Below are 22612 nucleotides of genomic sequence, written 5' to 3' on the forward strand. Positions count from 1 at the left end.
AGCGCCCCGTGTTCATCAGTCACCACCACGCCGTTGAAGGTCTGGCCGTTCACCTGCACCGCCACCGGGTCACCCGGCTGCGCATCCCCGGTCACCGCACCAGAAATCAGCGTCGGCATACGGGACTCGCTGCGGTTGACGATATTGTCATCCGCCACCGTATCAATACTGATGGCGTTTTCCGCCACGGTATCCAGCGTCACCGTGGTGTTCTGCACCGCCACCGCGGTGTTGCCTGCCGTATCGACGCCGGTGACGGTGACCTGCACGTCGTTGCGCCCTTCGTGGAGGGCTGAGGTCGGCACCGCCACGTGATAGCGCAGCGCCCCGTGTTCGTCGGTGACCACCACGCCGTTGAAGGTCTGGCCGTTCACCTGCACTGCCACCGGGTCACCCGGCTGCGCGTCCCCGGTTACCGCGCCAGAAATCAGCGTCGGCATCCGGGACTCGCTGCGGTTGACGGTGTTGTCATCTGCCACGGTGTCGATGCTGATGGCGTTTGCCGCCTGGGTATCCAGCGTCACCGTGGTGTTCTGCACCGCCACCGCGGTGTTGCCTGCCGTATCCACGCCGGTGACAGTGACCTGCACGTCGTTGCGGCCTTCGTGGAGGGCGGAGGTCGGCACCGCCACGTGATAGCGCAGCGCCCCGTGTTCGTCGGTCACCACCACACCGTTGAAGGTCTGGCCGTTCACCTGCACCGCCACCGGGTCACCCGGCTGCGCATCCCCGGTTACCGCGCCAGAAATCAGCGTCGGCATACGGGACTCACTGCGGTTGACGGTGTTGTCATCTGCCACGGTGTCGATGCTGATGGCATCCGCCGCCTGGGTATCCAGCGTCACCGTGGTGTTCTGCACCGCCACCGCGGTGTTGCCTGCCGTATCCACGCCGGTGACGGTGACCTGCACGTCGTTGCGGCCTTCGTGGAGGGCGGAGGTCGGTACCGCCACGTTATAGCGCAGCGCCCCGTGTTCATCGGTGACCACCACGCCGTTGAAGGTCTGGCCGTTCACCTGCACCGCCACCGGGTCACCCGGCTGCGCATCCCCGGTCACTGCGCCAGAAATCAGCGTCGGCATACGGGACTCACTGCGGTTGACAGTGTTGTCATCTGCCACGGTGTCGATGCTGATGGCGTTCGCCGCCACGGTGTCCAGCACCACGTTTTTGTGTGTGACGGCAGTCGCTTCGTTACCCACATCATCATGGCTAACCACCTTCACCTGCACATCATTGACGCCTTCTTTAAGCGTTCCCCTTGGCACCTCAATTTCGTACCGGAGTTGACCATGATCGTCGAAAACCGTGCCGTGGAATTCTTTTCCCTGAACAGTCAACGTCACCGGATCGCCCGCTTTGGCATCGCCACTGGCGACGCCGGTAATCAGCGTTGGCATGCGGTTTTCACTGGCGTTAACAACATCATCATTCGCCACTGTCTCGATGGTCACAGCATTCTGTGCCAGCAGATCGCTCTCGACATGATGCTCCGTAGAAACAGTCGTGGTATTCCCGGCATCATCGGTTGACGTTAACGTGGCGTGGAAAGTTGGGTCATTCAGCAACCCGTGAGTTAATACCGGGATGTTATACGTCAGCGGGCCATTGCCAGGATCGGTCACAATGCCGGTATATTCTTTGCCATCGACCAGTAAGGTCACGATATCGCCAGGTTTGGCGTCGCCGCCTACATGCCCATGGATGATGGTTTGCGTATGGAGAGATTCTTCGTAGTTAATCAGGTTGTCTGGCGTGACGTTATCTACCGTAATATCGATGCGTGGGCCGGTGATATCAATCAGCGCATTGTCGAAAGTTTGTGCCGTTCGACCCGACACATCGGTGGCCGTTGCCACCACGGTGACGTTCCCTGGCTGTAATCCACCCAGATCGGTATCGATAAACCAGTGACCGTTCCTCACAGGGACATCGACGGTGAATGTGTTTTTTTGGCTATCGGTGAAGGTCAGCGTGACGTGGTTCTGGTTACTGGTGCCGCTTAAATGCGTCCGGTGGAATTCATTCTTGTTAATGTAGCCGTCGTTGCCTGCAAACTCCGCAATAGTCACTTCTGGTGGGAAAAGACTGGCAGACCCGGACAGGATCCCCGCCACCGGCAGGTTGATATCGCCGTTTGGGCTACCCAGTCCCTTGGTGTCAAAACCCGCAGTAGGATCAACCACCTGCCCGGTCAGTTCAAGCTGAACCCGCGTGTGACCGCCACCGCCACCTTCCATCGGCACCGGTTCGTCGTTGCCCGCTGCGGTCGCGTCAAGTATCTGCGTCGGATCCGCACCATCGGCGATGGCTTTTTGTACGGCGGCAATATCCTGGGCATCATGATTCGGATTATGGCTTACCTGTATCCCGTGCTCTCCCCAGTGGCTATTACGCCCAATATCTACCGTCTGCCCGTTAGGTAGAGAGATACTGACCGCGCCGCCGGCACCGGTCACAATTTCTTCACCGAGAGAGATCCTGTCGCCTTCATGAACAAGTCGTTGTGTGCCATTGGCTTCAACAACATAGACCTGTCCAATAATTGCTTTGATCACACCGAGTAATTTGCTCACCGTAACCTCACTTAAATACCATCATTATTTTTATAAACTCGTTAATATATTAACGAACAAAAAACACATTCTTTTAATGTAAACATTAATATTCAATGTGGAAAAAAACACATTTTTTAGAATGCATATACATGAGACTTGACTGGCAAATGAATATAATAAAAAATAACCAAAAATAAAACACGATGTGACAAAACATATCTCTGAATAGCTGATTGCAAGCGTCAATTAAGATAATTCATATTTGTTAATTAATATAACGTGTTTGTGAAAATGGATGATGGCGACGACAACTGGATGTCATAACCGTGTGATATAAGGCATTCCTGTCATGAAGAAGTTTTTCGTTTTTCTGCTTTCATGGTTTTCAATAAATTCCGTGTATGCAGAAGACTTACACAATACCGTTAAAGACGCATTAGCTAATCACCCTGAAGTTAATGCGGCTATAAATAGTCGCTATTCAGCAGAAAAAGAACTCCGTGCGGCACAAGGTGGATATTTACCCGCATTGAATTTAAATGCCGAAACCGGGCGTAAAAATATTGATGATGCGACCACCCGTGCCGCAGGCAGCACAAACGGGCTGACTCAATCCCCCAATGGCGCGACGCTCAGCCTGGAGCAAAATGTGTTTAATGGTTTTGCCACCCATAGCGACGTTGCACGACAAAAAGCGACCGTTGATTCACGGGCATTTGGCGTGATGAACACCAGCGAAAGCACCGCTTACACGGTAATTCAGGCCTATTTTGATGTGCTGCAGCGCGAGGAGTTTGTTCGCCTGGCAGAAGATGATCTCGCTAACCACGAGCGCATTTACGACCAGATAAAACTGCGTACCGATCAGGGCGTGGGCCGCTCCGGCGACTTTATGCAAGCGGAAGCTCGTCTGGCGCAGGCACGGAACAATTTGCTCACCGAGCAAACCAACCTGGAAGACGCGAAGACCACGTTTGTCAGTGTAAGCGGTCAAGATCCTGAAGGGTTAAGCCTGCCGGAAAGCATTGACGCGCAGCTCCCGACCTCACTTGCCGACGCCAAAAACCGGATGGAAAACAACAACCCGTTACTGAAGTCTGCCAACGCCGACATCGAAGCCGCACATCAGCAGTATGAAGCGTCAAAATCGACCTTCTACCCGCGTGTCGACGTTGAGCTGTCTCGGGGTATCAGCAATAACACCGATACCACCCGCGCGCACACTGAAGAGTGGGAAGCGATGGTAAAGCTGCATTACAACCTGTACCAGGGCGGCAGCGACAAAGCCAACATGGAATCTCGCGCCTACCTGCATAAACAGGCTCAGGATGTGCGCAATAACACCCTGCGCCAGTTGAATCAGGAGCTGCGCCTGGCGTGGACTGCATTACAAAATGCGCGCGCCCAGCTGCCGTCGGCGAAAGAATATGCCGACCGAAGCGTGAAAGTTCGCACCGCCTATCAGGACCAATTTAGTCTGGGTGAACGTACGCTGCTGGATTTACTCGACAGTGAAAATGAAGTGTTCTCCTCTAAACGTCGTCTGGTTGAATTACGTTACCTGGCCATGACCAGCGGGTATCGAATTAGCGAACGCACCGGTGAATTAATGAGTATTCTAAAAATCGCACCGCCGCCATCGGGGCAACCTGTAGATACCGCAGCAGGAAATAACCTGCCGGAACTTCATTAATCATTATTTATACAAATAAACATCTGAGCTGCACACTTATTATTAGCATGCTATTTTTAAGTCGTGCAGTCAGAAATGGTTGCTAAAATGAGTGCACAAGCTGAATTATTAAATGAAGTCCCGGAGAATTCTGATAGCACAAATTCTCAATATCATGATCCCCGTAGCTATAATGACGACCCTTTATTAGATAGCTTACTCATTCTGTGTTCTTTGCACGGTAAACCCGCCAGTCGAGCAACATTAAGCAGCGGCCTGCCATTAGAAAACGATCGGCTCACACTGAATATATTCCCCCGTGCCGCTGCACGCGCCGGTTTAAAAGCCCGGGTGGTGACGCGCGCGCTCGATAAAATCCCCGCCATGTCCCTGCCCGCCGTTCTGTTACTGCGCTCCGGGGGAACCGGGGTGTTACTGGGCTGGAATGATGACGGTAGCGCCCGCTTTATGCCCAGCGAAAGCGAAGGAGGCGAAATCACCGTCGATGCCACCACGCTTGCGCAGAACTATGCCGGCAAGGTAATTTTTGCTCACCCGCGCCACGAATTCGATTTGCAGGCAGAAGCATTTTTACCGCGTACTAAATCCTGGTTTAAAGATACGCTCAAGCTGTCGCGCTTTCTGTATATGGATGCCGTGCTGGCCAGTCTGCTGATCAACCTGATTGCGCTCGGCACGCCGCTGTTTACCATGAACGTCTACGACCGCGTGGTGCCGAATCAGGCGACGGTAACCCTGTGGGTGCTGGCGGTCGGTATCTGCCTGGCTTTTGTCTTTGATCTGATCTTAAAAATGCTGCGCAGCATCTGCCTGGATATTGCTGGCAAAAAAAGCGATCTCATTATCTCCTCGACCCTGTTTGAACGCATTATCGGTATGGAGATGAAGGAGCGCCCTGCGCGCGTGGGCAGCTTCGCGCAAAACATCCACGAGTTTCAGTCGCTGCGCGATTTTCTCTCCTCGCTCACCCTGACAACCATTATTGACCTGCCCTTTACCCTGCTGCTGCTGGTTGTCATCGGCATTATCGGCGGGGCGCTGGCGTGGATCCCGGTCCTCACGCTGCCGGTTGCGCTGCTGTGCAGCTGGGCATTGCAAAAACCGGTTAACGCCGCGGTGGAAAAAACCATGAGCCTGGCCAGCGAACGCCAGGCGCTGCTGATTGAAACATTAAGCAGCCTGGATGCCATCAAAGTGAATAATGCCCAGAGCGAGCGCCAGTATCTGTGGGAGCAAACGCTGGGTAGCCTGAGCCGTCTGGAACTGCGCGTGAAAACCTTGTCCAGCCTGGCAAGCAACCTGACCGGCTGGTTCCAGCAGATCTCTGGCGTGGTAATGATCATCGTCGGCGTATACATGATAATCGGCGGCAAGCTGAGTATGGGCGGCCTGATCGCCTGCTACATGCTCAACGGTCGCGCCTTAATGCCGCTGGGCCAGTTAACCGGCCTGATTGCCCGCTATCAACAGGCGAAGCTGACCATCAAAAGTACCGAGAAAATGATGTCGCTGGCGCAGGAACGCCGGGCGGATGAAACGCCGCTCAAACGTGAACAACTGCAGGGCAGCATAGAATTTCGCGATGTGGACTTCAGCTACCCGGAACAAAAAAGCCTGTCGCTCAACAAGATCAACCTGACCATTTCGCCCGGTGAGCGTGTAGGCATTATCGGTCGTAGCGGCTCCGGTAAAAGCTCACTGAGTAAATTGATCGTTAATTTGTACCCGCCCAGTGCCGGTAACATCCTGATCGACGGTGTCGATGCGCGCCAGCTGGATGTCAACGATCTGCGCCACAGCATCGGCTACGTCCCGCAGGACATCCAGTTATTTAGCGGAACGCTACGCGACAACTTGCTTTGCGGCGCGCGCTATGTCGATGACGAAACTATGCTGCGCGCGGCAGAACTGGCGGGAGTGAACGACTTCGCCCGCCTGCACCCTGACGGCTATAACCTGCAGGTCGGCGAGCGTGGCTCGCGGCTTTCTGGCGGGCAACGCCAGGCCGTCGCGCTCGCACGTGCGTTATTACTCGATCCCCCTTTGCTGCTGCTGGATGAACCCACCAGTTCGATGGACAACACCAGCGAAGAGCAGATTAAACACGCGCTGGCCCCCTGCATTGCAGGTAAAACGCTATTACTGGTTACTCATCGCGCCTCAATGCTTTCGCTGGTTGACCGCCTGATTATTGTTGATAAAGGACGCATCATTGCCGACGGCCCGAAAGCGGTCGTGATGGATGCGTTAAAAAAGGGGCAGATAAATGCGTCTCGCTGATTTCCTGGCTCGCGCCCGCCGCTCTGTACAGCCCTACTTTCGTGCCCGCGATGAAAATCAAACTGACAGTATCAATGACGTCAGCCACGCCATTATTGATGACGCCCCGAGGGTGATTCGCCTGACGCTGTGGGTGATTCTGGCGTTGGTGCTGCTGGCCTTCGTGTGGGCGGGCTTTGCCAGCATTGACGAAGTGACGCGCGGCGAAGGTAAAGCGATCCCCTCGTCAAAACTGCAAAAGATACAGAACCTGGAAGGCGGGATTGTTACCGAGCTGTACGTGCATGAAGGACAAATCGTTAACGCCGGTACGCCACTGTTGCATCTCGACGATACCCGTTTTGCCTCTAACGTCGGTGAAACAGAAGCCGATAAACTCGGCCTGCGGGCGAAGGTGGAACGCCTGACGGCAGAGGTTGAAAACCGGGACTTTGTTATCTCAGAAGAGATAGCCAGCAAAGCACCGGACGTCGCCCGCGGAGAAACAGAACTGTACAACAGCCGTCGCGCGCAATTTCACAACGAAATCTCCGGACTTGAAGAGCAGTTGGTACAGAAGAAACAGGAACTGCGCGATGTTGAATCAAAAGAAGATCAGTTTAAGCGCAGTCTCGGGTTAATTCGCCAGGAAATCAAAATGTCCGAGCCGCTGCTTGCCTCCGGGGCGATCTCGAAAGTCGAGCTGCTGCGTCTGCGCCGTACTGAAGTAGAAACCGCCGGGCAGTTAAATTCTATCAGCCTGACGTTGCCTAAAGTCGCTTCAGAAATAAAAGAGATTGAGAACAAAATTGGCGAAAGTCGCGGTCGCTTTCAAAGCGATGCGCTGGCCCAGTTAAACGAAGCCCGTACCAATCTGAGTAAGGCGCAGGCCAGCGTCAAAGCACTGGAAGACCGCGTGAATCGTACTATGGTCACCTCGCCGGTCCGCGGTATCGTCCAGCAGGTCATGGTGAATACCATCGGTGGGGTGATTCAACCCGGTAGCGATCTGGTGGAGATCGTCCCGCTTGATGACAAGCTGTTGGTTGAAGCCAAAATACAACCGCGCGATATTGCCTTCCTTCATCCGGGCCAGCACGCGATGGTGAAATTTACCGCCTACGACTACACCATCTATGGTGGCCTGCAAGGTGAAGTGGTACAGATAAGCCCGGATACGGTTACGGATAAACAGGGGCGGAGTTTCTATATTGTCCGTTTGCAAACGGATAAAAACTATCTGGGGACGAAAGAGCACCCGATGTTGATTATTCCCGGTATGGTGGCCAGCGTCGATATTCTCACCGGTAAAAAGACGATTCTTAGCTATCTACTCAAACCGATTATCCGCGCACGTGCGGAAGCACTGAGAGAACGTTAATGGCTCTGCGCCCCCAGTCCTAGCCCTGGGGGCGTACGCGGTTATGATGGGATATAAGAAGTGAGCTTTCCGCGATTCAGGCTAATTTTTCCGTCGCTAACTAGTTCCTGTAATACCTTGTGGATGGCGCTGCGCGAGATATGGTTACGCGCCAGAATAAAGGTATACACTGACGTTTTTTCGCGCACCTCAGGTGCCATCGCCCAAATATACTTCACATGCTCAATAATCAGCTCGCGAATAGTACGGTGCGATTGCAGGGTCTCGCGCTGAAAATAGCGTTGCAGATGGTGCGTTAAGATATCAAACGCCTGCTTCCATAAATTTTTAGCGGTGAACAGGAGATCGGCATTCTGCACGCTCATTGCCCACATTTCACAATCGGTGTCACAGCGTAAATAATGTCCTGCCACTTCGGTGCGCATTTGCGGTAGCCCGAGAATAGCGGGTGCTGAAATACTGACCGTAACCAGGTCATTTTCTACACGATACACAGAGACCGTCCCTTTCTCCAGAAATAAGATATGTCCATCGACCTTCAGGTCAATACGCTGGCGTTTTTTCCGTAAGGAGAGCCAGGCGTTATCTGATTTCTTAATTTCATCACCAATAAGTACTACCGACTTCTCTATTTCATTCTGGAACATGGATATCTCTGCTACAAATTTATGCCTGACAAAAAAACAGAAACAAAAATAAATGCCAGCTTAATAACATGCTGACATTTATTTCCGTTTATATTTTTATGTTAATCCGGATGCTACGCACTACAGGTACGACAAACATCGCAACCATCATGGTTTCACCACCCGCATTCCCAGGTACTTTGGCGCGTTTTCGGTGTGAACCGTGTTCTCGCGTGGTGATGCCGAACAGTATATTGCGCAGTCCAAAGAGAATTAATGCTTATCGCCTTTGTCATCATTATTTCTTCTTTCTCTTCTTTTCGCAATAGCCAGAAAGATACAATTATTTGATTCCTATATGTTTTATTTTCATTAACAAACCATTACTGTTGTTGTGCTATGATACTAAATTGCAACATTTCGCGGTTCTGGCTGCAGAATCTGACAGACATTGGTGGTCCTGATGGCCGGGATGTTTTTAATGCCACCCCACCAATGAAAGCATCATCAAGAGTAGAGACATCATGTCTGAGACTGGTAACATCAGTTATCTGATTGAAAGAAAAATCATCTTTACACCAGCAACTCAATGCCTGGCGAGAGTGGATCAACCCGAGCTACAGATAAAGCTCAAGCACTCAGCATCATTATGTCTTTTATTACTCATCCAAAATCACGGAAAAGTGGTTTCGCAAAACGAACTACTGGAATTTGGCTGGGGTGAAAACCATCGTCAGGCAAGCTTCAATGCTTTTTATCAGAGTATTCTCTCGCTGCGTAAAAGTTTACTTCAGTTAGAACTGGAAGCATCCTTTATCACAACCATTACCCGTAAAGGGCTGATCATCCAGGACACATTTAGCATTGAGGAAATTGACACGCCGGAGAATTGCCCTGCGGCAATAGAAGAAGATTGGCCGCCCAATACCGACCTCACTGAGTTTTCAGATAATACCGCACATAAAACACGGATCACCAGGACAGAATCTGTACTGGTCTTACTGACTATTATCATCTGCGGTCTGATACTGTATCCGTGGAACACCCGTGATAATTATTTTTCCGGTTATATTGCCACCCAAAATACCCACTCAAACTGTAAGTATTATTTTAATAACGATGCCAGCGATTTCTCCCGACACACTGCTTTTATCGATAAGAACCCAGGGTTGTGCCAGGACAATAAATTTATCTATATAACGACGTATCCTGAGTCCAAAAAACTGTCAGTGATCCAGTGTCGCTCCCCTATAAACGGAGAGCAGAAGAAGAATACCTGTCAGTCGGTCTATTACCCACGGTACGATAGCTAATGAACTTACCTTCCCGCGCGCCCAAAATCAGAACACAAACAGGTATTATCCTGCTGCTTTGTCTTGTGGTTATCAGTATTGTGAGTTTTTGGCAGCAGGGTAAAAATCATAGCCATCTACATAATCTAGCCTGTCGCGCTACGATCGAGATCGTACGCGATACAGCCTCGTTTCGCGGGATCATCGATATCAAAAGTGGGGACAGTAAAGGTATTGTGAATATTGATGGCATCATCAAAGATGCAAACAACAGCGAGCAAACCGTGCAACGCATGGTGTTGTTTACCCACTCCAGCTATGGCTCAAGCCCGGTATGGGTATCGCAGAACATCCATATATCAAATCGTGAAACCGCCCCTGTCAATATCATCCAGCAACTCCTGCCCGATTTCTTCCTGACCAATACCAGCGTCTCTAATGTCGATCTTTTCTCTCTGAATAAAGAAACCTACCTGATCACTAAAGAAGGCATCCCCTACCTGTACTGCCAGAATTATGACTTGCCCGAGAGTGAATAGTGACACCGTATTTTTGCGCCAAAGTGACGGGTGAATGTCTGGGGTAGTCGGTGATAAGATACTCTATTGTGGCTGAACTGAGGCTTGCCGTTGCAGCCCTTCAGGCTGCTTTCGATAGTGAAATTTATGGGTTTGTGTGAGTCTACAGGGGGTTCACATGAGACTGCCCGAGTACCTAAAAATATTAAAAAACGAGCATAATCAATATGAAAGAGTCACTTGATACGGACTTCACCAACCACACCCCCATGATGCAGCAGTATCTTAAGCTGAAGGCTCAGCACCCGGAGATCCTGCTGTTTTACCGCATGGGCGACTTTTACGAACTGTTTTATGACGATGCCAAACGCGCGTCGCAGCTGTTGGATATCTCGCTGACCAAGCGCGGCGCATCCGCGGGCGAACCGATCCCGATGGCGGGCATTCCCCACCACGCGGTAGAAAACTACCTCGCAAAACTGGTGAATCAGGGGGAGTCGGTTGCCATTTGCGAACAAATTGGCGACCCTGCCACCAGCAAAGGTCCGGTTGAGCGCAAAGTTGTCCGCATCGTCACGCCCGGTACCATCAGCGATGAAGCGTTGTTGCAGGAGCGTCAGGACAACCTGCTGGCCGCTATCTGGCAGGACAGCAAAGGCTACGGCTATGCCACGCTAGACATCAGCTCCGGGCGCTTTCGCGTCAGTGAACCAGCCGACCGTGAGACCATGGCGGCAGAATTACAGCGCACTAACCCGGCAGAACTGCTGTATGCCGAAGATTTCGCCGAGACCTCGCTGATCGAAGGCCGTCGCGGACTGCGTCGCCGTCCGCTGTGGGAATTTGAAATTGATACCGCCCGCCAGCAACTTAACTTACAGTTTGGCACGCGGGACCTGATTGGCTTTGGTGTCGAAAACGCACCGCGCGGCTTATGTGCCGCAGGCTGTCTGCTGCAATATGCGAAAGATACCCAGCGCACCTCGCTGCCGCATATTCGTTCCATCACCATGGAGCGCCAGCAGGACAGCATCATTATGGATGCCGCCACACGCCGGAATCTGGAGATTACCCAGAATCTGGCCGGCGGTATCGAAAATACGCTGGCCTCGGTGCTCGACTGCACCGTCACCCCGATGGGCAGCCGTATGCTTAAGCGCTGGCTGCATATGCCGGTTCGCGACACCAAAATCCTCACCGAACGTCAGCAGACGATCGGCGCCCTGCAGGATGTCACCAGCGAATTACAGCCGGTTCTGCGTCAGGTCGGCGATCTGGAGCGTATTCTGGCTCGCCTGGCACTGCGTACCGCGCGTCCACGCGATCTGGCCCGTATGCGCCACGCCTTTCAGCAATTACCTGAACTGCGTGCACAGCTGGAAGGCGTCGACAGCGCGCCGGTACAGATGCTGCGCGAGAAAATGGGCGAGTTCAGCGAACTGCGTGAACTGCTGGAACGCGCCGTCGTTGAAGCCCCGCCGGTACTGGTACGCGACGGTGGCGTCATTGCGCCAGGCTATAACGATGAGCTGGACGAGTGGCGGGCGCTGGCCGATGGCGCGACCGACTATCTTGACCGACTGGAGATCCGCGAGCGTGAACGCACCGGGCTGGACACACTTAAGGTTGGATTTAACGGTGTACACGGTTACTACATTCAGATCAGCCGCGGTCAAAGCCATCTGGCGCCCATTAACTACGTGCGCCGCCAGACGCTAAAAAATGCCGAACGCTACATCATTCCTGAACTCAAAGAGTACGAAGACAAAGTCCTGACCTCGAAGGGTAAAGCGTTGGCGCTGGAAAAACAGCTGTACGACGAACTCTTCGACATGCTGTTACCACACCTGGCGGATTTACAGCAGAGCGCCAGCGCGCTGGCCGAGCTCGACGTGCTGGTCAATCTGGCCGAACGGGCTTATACCCTGAATTACACCTGCCCGACCTTCACCGATAAACCCGGCATTCGTATTACCGAAGGCCGTCATCCGGTGGTTGAAAAGGTGCTGACCGAACCGTTTATTGCCAACCCGCTGAATCTTTCACCTCAGCGCCGGATGTTGATCATCACCGGGCCGAATATGGGCGGTAAAAGTACCTATATGCGCCAGACCGCACTGATCGCCCTGCTGGCCTACATCGGCAGCTATGTTCCGGCGCAAAAGGTTGAGATAGGTCCGATCGATCGCATCTTTACCCGCGTGGGCGCAGCGGATGACCTGGCGTCCGGTCGTTCGACCTTTATGGTTGAGATGACCGAAACCGCCAATATTTTGCATAACGCCACCGAGAACAGCCTGGTGTTGATGGATGAGATTGGGCGCGGCACCTCCACCTATGACGGTCTGTCGCTGGCATGGGCGTGCGCAGAAAATCTTGCCAATAAAATCAAGGCATTGACGCTGTTCGCAACCCACTACTTTGAACTGACTCAGTTAGCAGAGAAGATGGAAGGCGTTGCCAATGTGCATTTGGACGCATTAGAGCACGGCGATACGATTGCCTTTATGCATAGTGTGCAGGATGGTGCGGCAAGCAAAAGCTATGGTCTGGCCGTCGCTGCGCTGGCCGGTGTGCCGAAAGACGTTATCAAACGTGCACGGCAAAAACTGCGCGAACTGGAAAGCATTACGCCAAATGCCGCCGCGACCCAGGTAGACGGGACGCAAATGTCGCTACTTTCAGCACCGGAAGAAACGTCTCCCGCTGTAGAAGCGCTGGAAAATCTCGACCCGGATTCCCTGACACCGCGTCAGGCGCTGGAATGGATTTATCGGTTGAAAAGCCTGGTGTAACACTCGTTGTGCCCGATGTCGCTGCGCTCATCGGGCCTACAAAATATCGCTATATGCAAGCCGGGCAAGGCAAAGCCACGCCCGGGATTTTGATTAGCGCTTACCTTCCGCCAGCAGCGGCGGGATGCTCGGCACCATTGGCGCGTCATCGATATCTTTTTGCGTCATGCGAAACGCCTGCGGGTAATGTTCGCGACTGGTACGGCGTAGCGGCTCGGTATCACGCCAGGTGTACAGGCAGTGCTGGCACTGGTATACCGTCCAGACGCCTTTCACCGGCGAGGTTGCCATCACTTCAATATGTTCATCAGCACAACGTGGACAAATCATCTGCTACTCCTTATTTACGGTTAGCCAGCATGGCGGTCAGCTTTTCAGCCCAGGCTTTGGTTTCCGGTAAATCGCATACCGGCTGGCTGTAGTGACCACGGTTATCCGGTGCAACCGGGGTAGTGGCATCAATGATCAGCTTATCGGTGATCCCTGCCGGGCTGGAACCCGGATCCAACTCCAGCACCGACATGTTCGGTAACTGCACCAGATCGCCTGCCGGGTTGACCTTCGACGACAGCGCCCACATCACCTGCGGCAGGTTGAACGGGTCAACGTCCTCATCCACCATAATCACCATCTTCACGTAGCCCAGACCGTGCGGCGTGGTCATCGCCCGCAGGCCGACCGCGCGGGCAAAGCCGCCATAGCGTTTTTTAGTCGAGATAATCGCCAGCAGACCGTGGGTGTACATGGCATTCACCGCCTGTACCTCCGGGAATTCCGCTTTCAGTTGCTGATACAACGGCACACAGGTCGCAGGCCCCATCAGGTAGTCGATTTCGGTCCACGGCATACCCAAATACAGCGATTCAAAAATCGGTTTGGTGCGATAAGAAACTTTATCAATACGCACCACCGTCATATTGCGCCCCCCGGAATAGTGACCGGTAAACTCACCAAACGGCCCTTCGATTTCACGTTTGCGGCTTTCGATAACACCTTCGAGGATCACCTCAGAACCCCACGGCACGTCAAAACCGGTGAGCGGCGCGGTGGCGATCGGGTATGGGCTTTCACGCAGCGCACCCGCCATCTCATATTCAGACTGATCGTACTTCAGCGGCGTAGAGCCCATTAGGGTAATGATCGGATCGTTACCCAGGGTGATGGCAATCGGCAGATCTTCACCGCGTTCTTCGGCTTTATGCAGATGCAGCGCGATGTCGTGCATCGGAACCGGCTGTAGGCCAAGCTTACGTTTGCCCTTCACTTCCATGCGGTAGATGCCGACGTTTTGCTTGCCGAAGTTATCCGGATCCAGCGGATCGCGCGACACCACGCAAGCTTTGTCGAGATAGAAGCCCCCGTCGCCGTCGTTCAAACGAAACAGCGGCAGAATGTCGAACAGATTAATGTCTTCACCGTCGACGGTATTCTCAGCCCATGCCGGGTTCGCACGGCGCTCCGGGGCAATCGGAAATTTATCCCAGCGTCGGATAAACTCATCAATCTGTTTTCTGACCGGCGTATTGATCGGCAGCCCCATCGAAATGGCATGGTTTTGCCATGAGCCGATGGTGTTCATCGCCACACGGGCGTCGGTAAAGCCACGAATATTGTCAAACCACAATGCCGGTGCGCCATCGCCGATACGCCCTGTCGCATTAGCAGCCGCGGCCAGATCCGGCTCAGCGTTCACCTCTTCGCTGATTTTCAGCAATTGCCCCTGGTCGTCCAGCGCCTGCAAGAAACCGCGCAAATCATCAAATGCCATTATTCATTCTCCTGTGAAAAATTCTGCGCCGGTCGTAAACCCTGCCAGCGACGGGCGTTCGGATGTTCCAGACCAAACTGATCGAGTACGCGCGCCACAATGTGCTGCGTGATGTCGTCGATCGTTTGGGGATGGTTATAAAACGCGGGCATCGGCGGCACCATCGCGACGCCCATGCGGGAAAGTGCGAGCATATTTTCCAGATGGAGGGTACTCAGCGGCATTTCACGCGGCACCAGCACCAGTTTGCGCCCTTCCTTCAGCACCACGTCGGCAGCACGGCCCACCAGCCCTTCGGCATAGCCTGCGCGAATTCCGGCCAGCGTTTTCATGCTGCAGGGGATAATAATCATGCCGTTGGTGTGAAATGAGCCGGAAGAGATCGTCGCCGCCTGGTCCGCCGGGTTGTGGCAATAATCCGCCAGCGCAGACACCTCGCGGACGCTATAAGGCGTTTCCAGTTCAATGGTGGTTTTCGCCCACTTCGACAGCACCAGATGTGTTTCCACCTCCGGCATTTCCCGCAGCGCCTGTAGCAGCGACACACCAAGCGGTGCTCCCGTTGCACCGGTCATCCCTACGATCAGTCTCATTCAGCCCCTCAATATTTGTTCGTGTACGAACATTTTAGCTAAAATACGCTCTCGATACATTTCAGGCAAGGGTGACTCGCACAGATAGCTAAAGAAACGATCGTTAAAAAATGGCGCATTACCCGCTATGATAGAAGCCGACCGCGATCCCGGAGTCCCTATGCCGTTACGAAATAAAGCCTTTCACCTGTTACGTCAGCTTTTCCAGCAGCATACGTCACGCTGGCAGCACGAATTACCGGAGCTCACCAAGCCGCAGTACGCAGTGATGCGCGCTATTGCCGAGCATCCCGGCATTGAACAGGTTGCTCTCACCGAAGCCGCGGTCTGCACCAAGGCCACGCTTGCCGAGCTGCTGAGCCGTATGGAAAAGCGTGAGCTGGTCAGGCGTGAACACTTCCCGGCGGATAAGCGTCGTCGGTTTGTCTATTTGACTGAGCAAGGTGAGGCACTACTGGCAAGCGCAGCGCCGCTGGGCGATAGCGTTGATGATGAGTTTCTGGGCAGGTTGAGCGAGGAAGAGCGTGAACAGTTCACGCAACTGGTACGCAAGATGATGGGGTAATTCTGCCGGATGGCAATAAAGCAAGAAAAAGGCCAGCCTCACTGAGACTGGCCTTTCTTGATAGAACTGTGCTTACTCGCGGAACAGCGCTTCGATATTCAGTCCCTGTGTCTGCAGGATTTCACGCAGACGACGCAGACCTTCAACCTGAATCTGACGAACACGTTCACGAGTGAGACCAATTTCACGGCCCACATCTTCCAGTGTCGCAGCTTCATACCCCAGCAGACCGAAACGACGTGCCAGCACTTCACGCTGTTTGGCGTTCAGTTCGAACAGCCATTTGACGATGCTCTGTTTCATATCATCGTCTTGCGTGGTGTCTTCCGGACCGTTTTCCTTTTCGTCGGCCAGAATATCCAGCAACGCTTTTTCGGAATCGCCACCCAGCGGGGTGTCTACCGAGGTAATGCGCTCGTTGAGTCGGAGCATACGGCTGACGTCATCAACCGGTTTATCCAGTTGTTCAGCAATCTCTTCTGCGCTCGGTTCGTGGTCCAGTTTATGCGACAACTCACGCGCGGTACGCAGATAGACGTTCAGCTCTTTTACTATATGGATCGGCAGTCGGATCGTACGGGTTTGGTTCATAATCGCCCGTTCGATCGTCTGGCGGATCCACCAGGTTGCGTATGTTGAGAAGCGGAACCCGCGCTCCGGGTCAAACTTCTCGACGGCACGGATAAGCCCCAGATTGCCCTCTTCAATCAGATCCAGCAATGCCAGACCACGATTGCCATAACGACGGGCAATTTTAACCACCAGACGCAGGTTACTTTCAATCATGCGACGGCGAGAGGCTACATCTCCACGCAATGCACGACGCGCGAAATACACTTCTTCTTCGGCTGTTAACAGTGGCGAATAACCAATCTCACCAAGGTAAAGCTGAGTCGCGTCCAACACACGCTGTGTGGCCCCTTGCGATAACAGCTCCTCTTCAGCCAGGTCGTTATCACTGGGTTCCTCTTCACTCAAGGCTTTTTCATCAAAAGCCTCTACTCCGTTCTCATCAAATTCCGCGTCTTCATTTAAATCATGAACTTTCAGCGTATTCTGACTCATAAAGGTGGCTCCTACCCGTGATCCCTAAACGGAACAAGCAAGTGAAAGCCTGGTTCCGCCGAATTATCGCTGCGGTAAATAGCGCAGCGGGTTTACGGATTTCCCCTTGTAACGAATTTCAAAATGCAAGCGTGTAGAGCTGGTTCCGGTGCTACCCATGGTAGCTATTTTCTGCCCCGCCTTGATTTCTTGTTGCTCCCGAACCAGCATTGTATCGTTATGGGCGTAGGCACTCAGGTAATCATCGTTGTGTTTGATGATAATAAGATTACCGTAACCGCGCAGTGCGTTACCGGCATATACGACGCGTCCATCTGCGGTCGCGACAATAGCCTGTCCCTTACTGCCTGCAATGTCGATCCCTTTATTGCCACCTTCGGTAGCCGCAAAGTTTTCAATCACTTTACCGTCAGTCGGCCAACGCCAGGTGGAGATTGGCGCACTGGTAGACGTTGAGCTTGCAGTCGATTCGGTTGCGCTAACTGCTGGTGCCGTTACTGGCGCTGTGACAACTGTCCCAGCAGGCTTGTTGTTCGGCAACATTTTGTTAGCACTTTGTTCACCTGAATCCTCAGAATACGTAATTGTTGGTTTCGAAGCAACAGCGACGGTGGAATTTTGTGCAGGGTTGGTCACAACTCCTTGCTGTGCTGCATCCGCCTGGGTGATGGCATTGCCGCCGGTAATCGGCGCACCCGATGCGTTGCCCACTTGCAGAGTTTGTCCCACATTCAGGCCATACGGGGCCGGAACGTTATTGCGTTGTGCTAGGTCACGGAAATCGTTCCCGGTTATCCAGGCAATATAGAAAAGTGTGTCACCTTTCTTAACTGTATAGGTGCTGCCGCCGGTATAGCTCCCTTTCGGAATGTTCCCATACTTACGGTTGTACACAATGCGTCCGTTTTCCGTCTGCACTGGCTGTTCAGCAACGGGCTGAATTTGTGTTGACTGCGTGGTTGGACGCTGCACCGGTTGGATCTGCGGCGTTTGCTGTGCGGTCGCCGTCGTGCCCATTTTAGGTGGAGGCGTGATTAGCATGCCAGAATTGGTGTTCGTTGGCGCACCGCCATCAACAGAGTTGACCGGCGCAGGCGGATTCGAGGTGTTAGAACAGCCTGCCAGCCATAACGAAACCAGTGACAATGCCGCCATGCGGCGAACGGTAAATTTGTGGCTTCCCGCGCTCATTTATCCCCCAGGAAAATTTGGTTAACAACCAGTGACGTAATCACCGTGCAAGGCATCGGGCTGGACACTGGAAAACGTGACCACGATACGCTTACTAATTCCAGAATATCCAGGAAAACTCCAGGTATTCAGAACCTATATCTACGCTAATTCCCCTTTAACTAAGGGTACGAAGCGTACAGCCTCCACGGTATCGATAATAAATTCGCCTCCCCGACGACGCACCCGTTTCAAATACTGGTGCTCGTCGCCCACGGGTAAGACGAGAATGCCGCCTTCATCCAACTGCGTCATTAACGCGGTAGGGATTTCCGGCGGTGCTGCTGTCACAATGATGGCGTCAAACGGCGCTCGTGCCTGCCAGCCTTGCCATCCATCACCATGACGGGTTGAAACATTATGTAAATCAAGCTGCTTCAGGCGACGACGCGCCTGCCACTGCAAACCTTTAATGCGCTCGACAGAACACACATGCTGCACCAGATGCGCCAGAATCGCTGTCTGGTAACCGGAACCGGTGCCGATTTCCAGCACCCGCGATTGTGGCGTCAGCTCAAGCAACTCGGTCATACGTGCGACCATATAAGGCTGCGAAATCGTCTGCCCCTGACCAATGGGCAAGGCGATGTTTTCCCAGGCCTTATGTTCAAACGCCTCATCAATGAATTTTTCACGCGGCACGGCGGCGAGCGCATCAAGTACAAGCTCATCTCTGATGCCCTGCGCACGTAATTGTTCAAGAAGAGTGTGTACGCGTCTGCTTACCATTGCGTGTCGACTCCCACGCTGTCTAACCAATCAGAAACAACCTGATGCGCGCCGTATGCGGTTAAATCAACATGCAGCGGCGTGACAGAAACATAGCCTTTATCGACGGCAGCAAAGTCCGTATCCGGCCCGGCATCGCATTTTTCGCCCGGCGGCCCAATCCAGTACAACGTGTTACCGCGCGGGTCCTGCTGTGGAATAACCTGATCCGCCGGATGGCGACTGCCGCAGCGGGTAACGCGAATACCTTTAATCTGATCCAGCGGCAAGTCCGGGACGTTGATATTCAGAATGCGCCCGGTACGCAGCGGTTCGCGGCTCAGCGCACGTAAAATGCGGCAGGTAATCGCGGCTGCGGTATCGTAGTGTTTATGACCATCCAGTGAGACCGCCAGCGCGGGAAAGCCCAGGTGCCGGCCTTCCATCGCTGCCGCAACGGTTCCAGAATAGATAACATCGTCACCCAGATTAGGACCGGCGTTAATCCCGGAAACTACGATGTCCGGACGCGGACGCATTAATGCGTTTACGCCCAGATAGACGCAGTCGGTAGGCGTGCCCATTTGCACGGCGATATCACCGTTTTCATAGGTGAAGGTGCGAAGCGAAGATTCCAGCGTCAGCGAGTTAGACGCGCCACTGCGGTTACGATCCGGGGCAACTACCTGTACGTCAGCAAACTCACGCAGCGCTTTCGCCAGCGTTTGTATACCGGGCGCGTGGACCCCATCATCGTTACTCAGCAATATACGCATAATCACCCGTTGTGTTAATAAGTTCCCTTACTACACTGGTGGCAAAGCTACCTGCCGGTAGCCAGAAGCGTAACTCAACGGTTACGTCATCCCACCAGTTCCAGCTTAATTGTTGTGGGTACAGCAGCATAGCGCGACGCGATGCGTCGACTTTCTCACGCAATAATAAAGACTGCAGCACGCTTTCATCGGCAATGGCGGCCTGTTCAAACGCCAGCGCATCGCGCTGAGTTCCCCACTCACCGCAGCCGGGTAATGCAGCTGTAATCATTAACTCTCTTTCATTAACGCGACGCTGTAATTCAGCCTGTTCTTCAGGAGTGGCAACAAACCAACTTCCGCGTCCAGACAATTGTAGCGCATCGCCGTCAACAACTTGATTAAAGTCTGTTTTTTTCAATCGTTCATTGACTATTTGATTAAACAACGCGCTACGGGCTGCCGACAACCAAAAACTGCGTTTATTGCGATCGCGCACCGGTGCATCGCTTTGCGCCCAGCGCAGCGCCCCTTGCAGGTTACTGCCGGCGATGCCAAAACGTTGGGCACCAAAATAGTTCGGTACGCCGCGCTCGAGAATAGCCTGCAAACGTGCTTCAACGTCAGCGCGATCGTTGACTTCACGCAGCACCACCGTAAAGCCGTTACCTTTCAGGGCACCTAAACGCAGCTTACGCTTGTGACGGGCGTACTCCAGCACTTTACAGCCTTCAAGCTCAAATTTGCTTAAATCAGGCATGACATTGCCCGGCACGCGCGCGCACAGCCACTGTTCAGTGACCGCATGCTTATCTTTCTGCCCGGCGAAGCTGACTTCACGGGCATGAATTTTCAAAAACTTTGCCAGTGCATCGGCGACAAAACGAGTGTTACAGCCGTTCTTCAGGATGCGTACCAGAACGTGTTCGCCTTCTCCGTCCGGTTCAAAGCCTAAATCCTCGACCACCACAAAGTCTTCTGGATTCGCCTTCAATACGCCACGGCCCTGCGGTTTACCGTGGAGATACGTCAGATTTTCAAACTCTGTCATTTTGCAGCCTTTATGAGTAACGCCACCGATTCACAGGCAATCCCTTCCCCACGCCCGGTAAAACCGAGTTTCTCCGTGGTGGTCGCTTTCACGTTAACATCATCCATATGACAGCCAAGATCTTCGGCAATAAACACGCGCATTTGTGGAATGTGCGGCAGCATCTTCGGTGCCTGCGCAATAATGGTCACATCCACATTGCCGAGCGTGTAGCCTTTGGCCTGAATACGACGCCAGGCTTCACGTAATAATTCGCGGCTATCTGCCCCTTTAAAGGCCGGATCGGTGTCCGGGAACAGTTTACCGATATCGCCCAGCGCTGCCGCGCCCAGTAGCGCATCAGTCAGCGCATGTAACGCGACGTCGCCATCAGAATGCGCCAGCAGCCCCTTTTCGTACGGGATGCGCACGCCACCAATGATAATTGGGCCTACGCCGCCAAAGGCGTGTACATCAAAACCGTGTCCAATTCGCATTATGCATTCTCCTGATATACACATCATCCTTCAAGCGGCCTCTTTGTTGGCTGCCTTTGTTCACCCCAGTCACTTACTTATGTAAGCACCTGGGGATTCACTCAGTAGCCGCCTCGATGCAGCTTGAATGATTTTGTGTCTAGATTCTTCGAGTCAGATAAAATTCCGCAAGCGCCAGATCTTCCGGACGAGTAACTTTAATATTATCAGCGCGTCCTTCGACAAGCTGTGGATGAAAGCCGCAATATTCCAGCGCCGAGGCCTCATCAGTAATGGTCGCGCCTTCGTTGAGTGCTCGGGCCAGGCAGTGGTGTAATAACTCGCGGGGGAAAAACTGCGGCGTCAACGCGTGCCATAAGTCAGTGCGATCGACCGTATGGGCAATGTCAGTTTTGCCCGGTTCCGCGCGTTTCATGGTATCGCGCACCGGTGCGGCAAGGATCCCACCTGTACGACTGGTTTCGCTTATCGCCAGTAAACGAGATAAATCGCCCTGATGCAGGCACGGTCTGGCTGCATCATGCACCAGCACCCAGCGGGCATTTCCGACGGCCTGCAAACCGGCCAGCACTGAATCGGCGCGCTCATTGCCGCCATCCACCACGGTGATTTGCGGGTGCGCTGCCAGAGGAAGTTCTGCAAAGCGGCTGTCGCCAGGGCTGATAGCAATGACGACATGCGTCACCCGGGGATGCGCCAGTAGCGCAGCAACCGAGTGTTCAAGAATGGTTTTATTGCCGATGGAGAGATACTGCTTAGGACACTCCGATTGCATTCGGCGGCCAAATCCGGCAGCCGGTACCACGGCGCAAACGTCCAATAAAGTGGCTGCCATGTTAAATCCTTGGCTGGTTTATCGATTGTTTTGCCCTGCAGTCTGAGCGCGTTTAGACGCGTCAGGCACCAGACGATAAAAGGTTTCGCCCGGCTTGGTCATGCTGAGTTCGTTGCGCGCACGCTCTTCAATCGCTTCCTGACCGCCATTGAGATCGTCAATTTCGGCAAACAGCTGATCGTTACGCGCTTTAAGTTTCGCATTTGTCGCTTGCTGCGCAGCCACATCATCGTTGACGCGGCTATAGTCATGTATGCCGTTCTTACCGAACCACAGCGAATACTGAAGCCAGACCAATAAAGCCAGCAACAGCAGCGTTAGTTTACCCATCCTGCCCCCTGAAAAACGGCATCATCATCCCAAAACATCCGCAGACGACTCTCCGTCTACAGGCGGGAATACCGCGACAACGCGGGCAAATGTACCACATTTGCTCGTTGTTAC

At 53.3% G+C, this 22612-nt stretch carries 20 protein-coding genes; 7 read left to right on the forward strand and 13 right to left on the reverse strand.

Features of this window, described 5'->3' with window-relative positions:
- Nucleotides 1-2576: retention module-containing protein (locus tag M2374_RS07465; protein ID WP_259154343.1), on the reverse strand; the 2576-nt coding region annotated here is incomplete at its 3' end.
- Nucleotides 2577-2907: 331 nt separating this feature from the next.
- On the opposite strand from M2374_RS07465, the gene M2374_RS07470 reads away from it, so the two are divergent.
- The 3 genes from M2374_RS07470 (at nt 2908) to M2374_RS07480 (ending at nt 7891) form a co-directional block, all read left to right on the forward strand.
- Nucleotides 2908-4251: a TolC family outer membrane protein gene (locus tag M2374_RS07470; protein ID WP_181688818.1), complete on the forward strand. Its 1344-nt coding sequence runs from the start codon at nt 2908-2910 to the stop codon at nt 4249-4251.
- Nucleotides 4252-4326: 75 nt separating this feature from the next.
- A complete protein-coding gene (locus tag M2374_RS07475) occupies nt 4327-6531 on the forward strand; it encodes a type I secretion system permease/ATPase (RefSeq protein ID WP_174361386.1) in 2205 nt (734 codons plus the stop codon).
- The gene (locus M2374_RS07480; RefSeq protein WP_096755933.1) at nt 6518-7891 is read left to right on the forward strand and encodes an HlyD family type I secretion periplasmic adaptor subunit; all 1374 of its coding nucleotides are present in this window, start codon (nt 6518-6520) and stop codon (nt 7889-7891) included. Before M2374_RS07475 ends, M2374_RS07480 begins: the two co-directional genes overlap by 14 nt.
- 41 nt (nt 7892-7932) lie before the next feature.
- Here M2374_RS07480 and M2374_RS07485 read toward each other — a convergent pair whose 3' ends face one another.
- The gene (locus M2374_RS07485) at nt 7933-8538 is read right to left on the reverse strand and encodes a helix-turn-helix domain-containing protein (protein WP_096755932.1); all 606 of its coding nucleotides are present in this window, start codon (nt 8536-8538) and stop codon (nt 7933-7935) included.
- Nucleotides 8539-9041: 503 nt separating this feature from the next.
- Here M2374_RS07485 and M2374_RS07490 point away from each other — a divergent pair.
- The 3 genes from M2374_RS07490 to mutS all read left to right on the forward strand — a co-directional run bounded on the left by M2374_RS07490 (nt 9042) and on the right by mutS (nt 13122).
- Nucleotides 9042-9830 carry a winged helix-turn-helix domain-containing protein gene (locus M2374_RS07490; protein WP_174361387.1) on the forward strand — a complete coding sequence of 263 codons (789 nt, stop codon included), beginning with the start codon at nt 9042-9044 and terminating at the stop codon, nt 9828-9830.
- On the forward strand, nt 9830-10348 hold the full coding sequence (locus M2374_RS07495) for a hypothetical protein (protein WP_181688817.1): 519 nt from the start codon (nt 9830-9832) through the stop codon (nt 10346-10348). Before M2374_RS07490 ends, M2374_RS07495 begins: the two co-directional genes overlap by 1 nt.
- 206 nt (nt 10349-10554) lie before the next feature.
- The gene (gene mutS, locus M2374_RS07500) at nt 10555-13122 is read left to right on the forward strand and encodes a DNA mismatch repair protein MutS (protein WP_259154358.1); all 2568 of its coding nucleotides are present in this window, start codon (nt 10555-10557) and stop codon (nt 13120-13122) included.
- Nucleotides 13123-13215: 93 nt separating this feature from the next.
- Here mutS and M2374_RS07505 read toward each other — a convergent pair whose 3' ends face one another.
- Genes M2374_RS07505 through M2374_RS07515 form a run of 3 tightly spaced genes read right to left on the reverse strand, consistent with a single transcriptional unit; the run spans nt 13216 to nt 15483 of the window.
- On the reverse strand, nt 13216-13452 hold the full coding sequence (locus tag M2374_RS07505; protein ID WP_096755928.1) for a non-oxidative hydroxyarylic acid decarboxylases subunit D: 237 nt from the start codon (nt 13450-13452) through the stop codon (nt 13216-13218).
- 10 nt (nt 13453-13462) lie between these two features.
- Nucleotides 13463-14890 carry a non-oxidative hydroxyarylic acid decarboxylases subunit C gene (locus M2374_RS07510; RefSeq protein WP_181688801.1) on the reverse strand — a complete coding sequence of 476 codons (1428 nt, stop codon included), beginning with the start codon at nt 14888-14890 and terminating at the stop codon, nt 13463-13465.
- Entirely contained in the window at nt 14890-15483 is a 594-nt protein-coding gene (locus M2374_RS07515; protein WP_117343153.1) for a non-oxidative hydroxyarylic acid decarboxylases subunit B, read from the reverse strand. Before M2374_RS07515 ends, M2374_RS07510 begins: the two co-directional genes overlap by 1 nt.
- 160 nt (nt 15484-15643) lie before the next feature.
- On the opposite strand from M2374_RS07515, the gene M2374_RS07520 reads away from it, so the two are divergent.
- Nucleotides 15644-16048: a MarR family winged helix-turn-helix transcriptional regulator gene (locus M2374_RS07520; protein WP_117343152.1), complete on the forward strand. Its 405-nt coding sequence runs from the start codon at nt 15644-15646 to the stop codon at nt 16046-16048.
- A gap of 72 nt (nt 16049-16120) precedes the next feature.
- Here the strand turns inward: M2374_RS07520 and rpoS are convergent, their stop codons facing one another.
- From rpoS to ftsB, 8 genes are all read right to left on the reverse strand, one after another.
- Nucleotides 16121-17113 carry an RNA polymerase sigma factor RpoS gene (gene rpoS / locus M2374_RS07525; RefSeq protein WP_000081498.1) on the reverse strand — a complete coding sequence of 331 codons (993 nt, stop codon included), beginning with the start codon at nt 17111-17113 and terminating at the stop codon, nt 16121-16123.
- A gap of 63 nt (nt 17114-17176) precedes the next feature.
- Nucleotides 17177-18259 carry a murein hydrolase activator NlpD gene (gene nlpD, locus M2374_RS07530; protein ID WP_310471111.1) on the reverse strand — a complete coding sequence of 361 codons (1083 nt, stop codon included), beginning with the start codon at nt 18257-18259 and terminating at the stop codon, nt 17177-17179.
- A gap of 186 nt (nt 18260-18445) precedes the next feature.
- Nucleotides 18446-19072, reverse strand: coding sequence for a protein-L-isoaspartate O-methyltransferase (gene pcm / locus M2374_RS07535; protein ID WP_096755923.1), 627 nt, complete (start codon nt 19070-19072; stop codon nt 18446-18448).
- The gene (gene surE, locus M2374_RS07540; RefSeq protein WP_181688800.1) at nt 19066-19827 is read right to left on the reverse strand and encodes a 5'/3'-nucleotidase SurE; all 762 of its coding nucleotides are present in this window, start codon (nt 19825-19827) and stop codon (nt 19066-19068) included. The genes pcm and surE overlap by 7 nt, the downstream gene beginning before the upstream one ends.
- Nucleotides 19808-20857, reverse strand: a complete 1050-nt coding sequence (gene truD, locus M2374_RS07545; RefSeq protein ID WP_181688799.1) for a tRNA pseudouridine(13) synthase TruD — start codon at nt 20855-20857, stop codon at nt 19808-19810. Before truD ends, surE begins: the two co-directional genes overlap by 20 nt.
- Entirely contained in the window at nt 20854-21333 is a 480-nt protein-coding gene (gene ispF, locus M2374_RS07550; RefSeq protein WP_181688798.1) for a 2-C-methyl-D-erythritol 2,4-cyclodiphosphate synthase, read from the reverse strand. Before ispF ends, truD begins: the two co-directional genes overlap by 4 nt.
- A 139-nt stretch (nt 21334-21472) precedes the next feature.
- Nucleotides 21473-22168: a 2-C-methyl-D-erythritol 4-phosphate cytidylyltransferase gene (ispD, locus tag M2374_RS07555; RefSeq protein WP_181688797.1), complete on the reverse strand. Its 696-nt coding sequence runs from the start codon at nt 22166-22168 to the stop codon at nt 21473-21475.
- Between the two features lie 18 nt (nt 22169-22186).
- Complete coding sequence (ftsB, locus tag M2374_RS07560) at nt 22187-22498, reverse strand: cell division protein FtsB (RefSeq protein ID WP_003034163.1); 312 nt, start codon at nt 22496-22498, stop codon at nt 22187-22189.
- Nucleotides 22499-22612: the final 114 nt, after the last annotated feature.

The organism is Citrobacter sp. JUb117, from assembly GCF_024809055.1.
GTDB lineage: Bacteria > Pseudomonadota > Gammaproteobacteria > Enterobacterales > Enterobacteriaceae > Citrobacter > Citrobacter gillenii.

What these genes read in the sequence shown, in the direction of transcription:
- M2374_RS07470 (WP_181688818.1), top strand. Translation starts at nt 2,908, where the DNA reads ATGAAGAAGTTTTTCGTTTTTCTGCTTTCATGGTTTTCAATAAATTCC.
- M2374_RS07475 (WP_174361386.1), top strand. Translation starts at nt 4,327, where the DNA reads ATGGTTGCTAAAATGAGTGCACAAGCTGAATTATTAAATGAAGTCCCG.
- M2374_RS07480 (WP_096755933.1), top strand. Translation starts at nt 6,518, where the DNA reads ATGCGTCTCGCTGATTTCCTGGCTCGCGCCCGCCGCTCTGTACAGCCC.
- M2374_RS07485 (WP_096755932.1), bottom strand. Translation starts at nt 8,538, where the DNA reads ATGTTCCAGAATGAAATAGAGAAGTCGGTAGTACTTATTGGTGATGAA.
- M2374_RS07490 (WP_174361387.1), top strand. Translation starts at nt 9,042, where the DNA reads ATGTCTGAGACTGGTAACATCAGTTATCTGATTGAAAGAAAAATCATC.
- M2374_RS07495 (WP_181688817.1), top strand. Translation starts at nt 9,830, where the DNA reads ATGAACTTACCTTCCCGCGCGCCCAAAATCAGAACACAAACAGGTATT.
- mutS (WP_259154358.1), top strand. Translation starts at nt 10,555, where the DNA reads ATGAAAGAGTCACTTGATACGGACTTCACCAACCACACCCCCATGATG.
- M2374_RS07505 (WP_096755928.1), bottom strand. Translation starts at nt 13,452, where the DNA reads ATGATTTGTCCACGTTGTGCTGATGAACATATTGAAGTGATGGCAACC.
- M2374_RS07510 (WP_181688801.1), bottom strand. Translation starts at nt 14,890, where the DNA reads ATGGCATTTGATGATTTGCGCGGTTTCTTGCAGGCGCTGGACGACCAG.
- M2374_RS07515 (WP_117343153.1), bottom strand. Translation starts at nt 15,483, where the DNA reads ATGAGACTGATCGTAGGGATGACCGGTGCAACGGGAGCACCGCTTGGT.
- M2374_RS07520 (WP_117343152.1), top strand. Translation starts at nt 15,644, where the DNA reads ATGCCGTTACGAAATAAAGCCTTTCACCTGTTACGTCAGCTTTTCCAG.
- rpoS (WP_000081498.1), bottom strand. Translation starts at nt 17,113, where the DNA reads ATGAGTCAGAATACGCTGAAAGTTCATGATTTAAATGAAGACGCGGAA.
- pcm (WP_096755923.1), bottom strand. Translation starts at nt 19,072, where the DNA reads ATGGTAAGCAGACGCGTACACACTCTTCTTGAACAATTACGTGCGCAG.
- surE (WP_181688800.1), bottom strand. Translation starts at nt 19,827, where the DNA reads ATGCGTATATTGCTGAGTAACGATGATGGGGTCCACGCGCCCGGTATA.
- truD (WP_181688799.1), bottom strand. Translation starts at nt 20,857, where the DNA reads ATGACAGAGTTTGAAAATCTGACGTATCTCCACGGTAAACCGCAGGGC.
- ispF (WP_181688798.1), bottom strand. Translation starts at nt 21,333, where the DNA reads ATGCGAATTGGACACGGTTTTGATGTACACGCCTTTGGCGGCGTAGGC.
- ispD (WP_181688797.1), bottom strand. Translation starts at nt 22,168, where the DNA reads ATGGCAGCCACTTTATTGGACGTTTGCGCCGTGGTACCGGCTGCCGGA.
- ftsB (WP_003034163.1), bottom strand. Translation starts at nt 22,498, where the DNA reads ATGGGTAAACTAACGCTGCTGTTGCTGGCTTTATTGGTCTGGCTTCAG.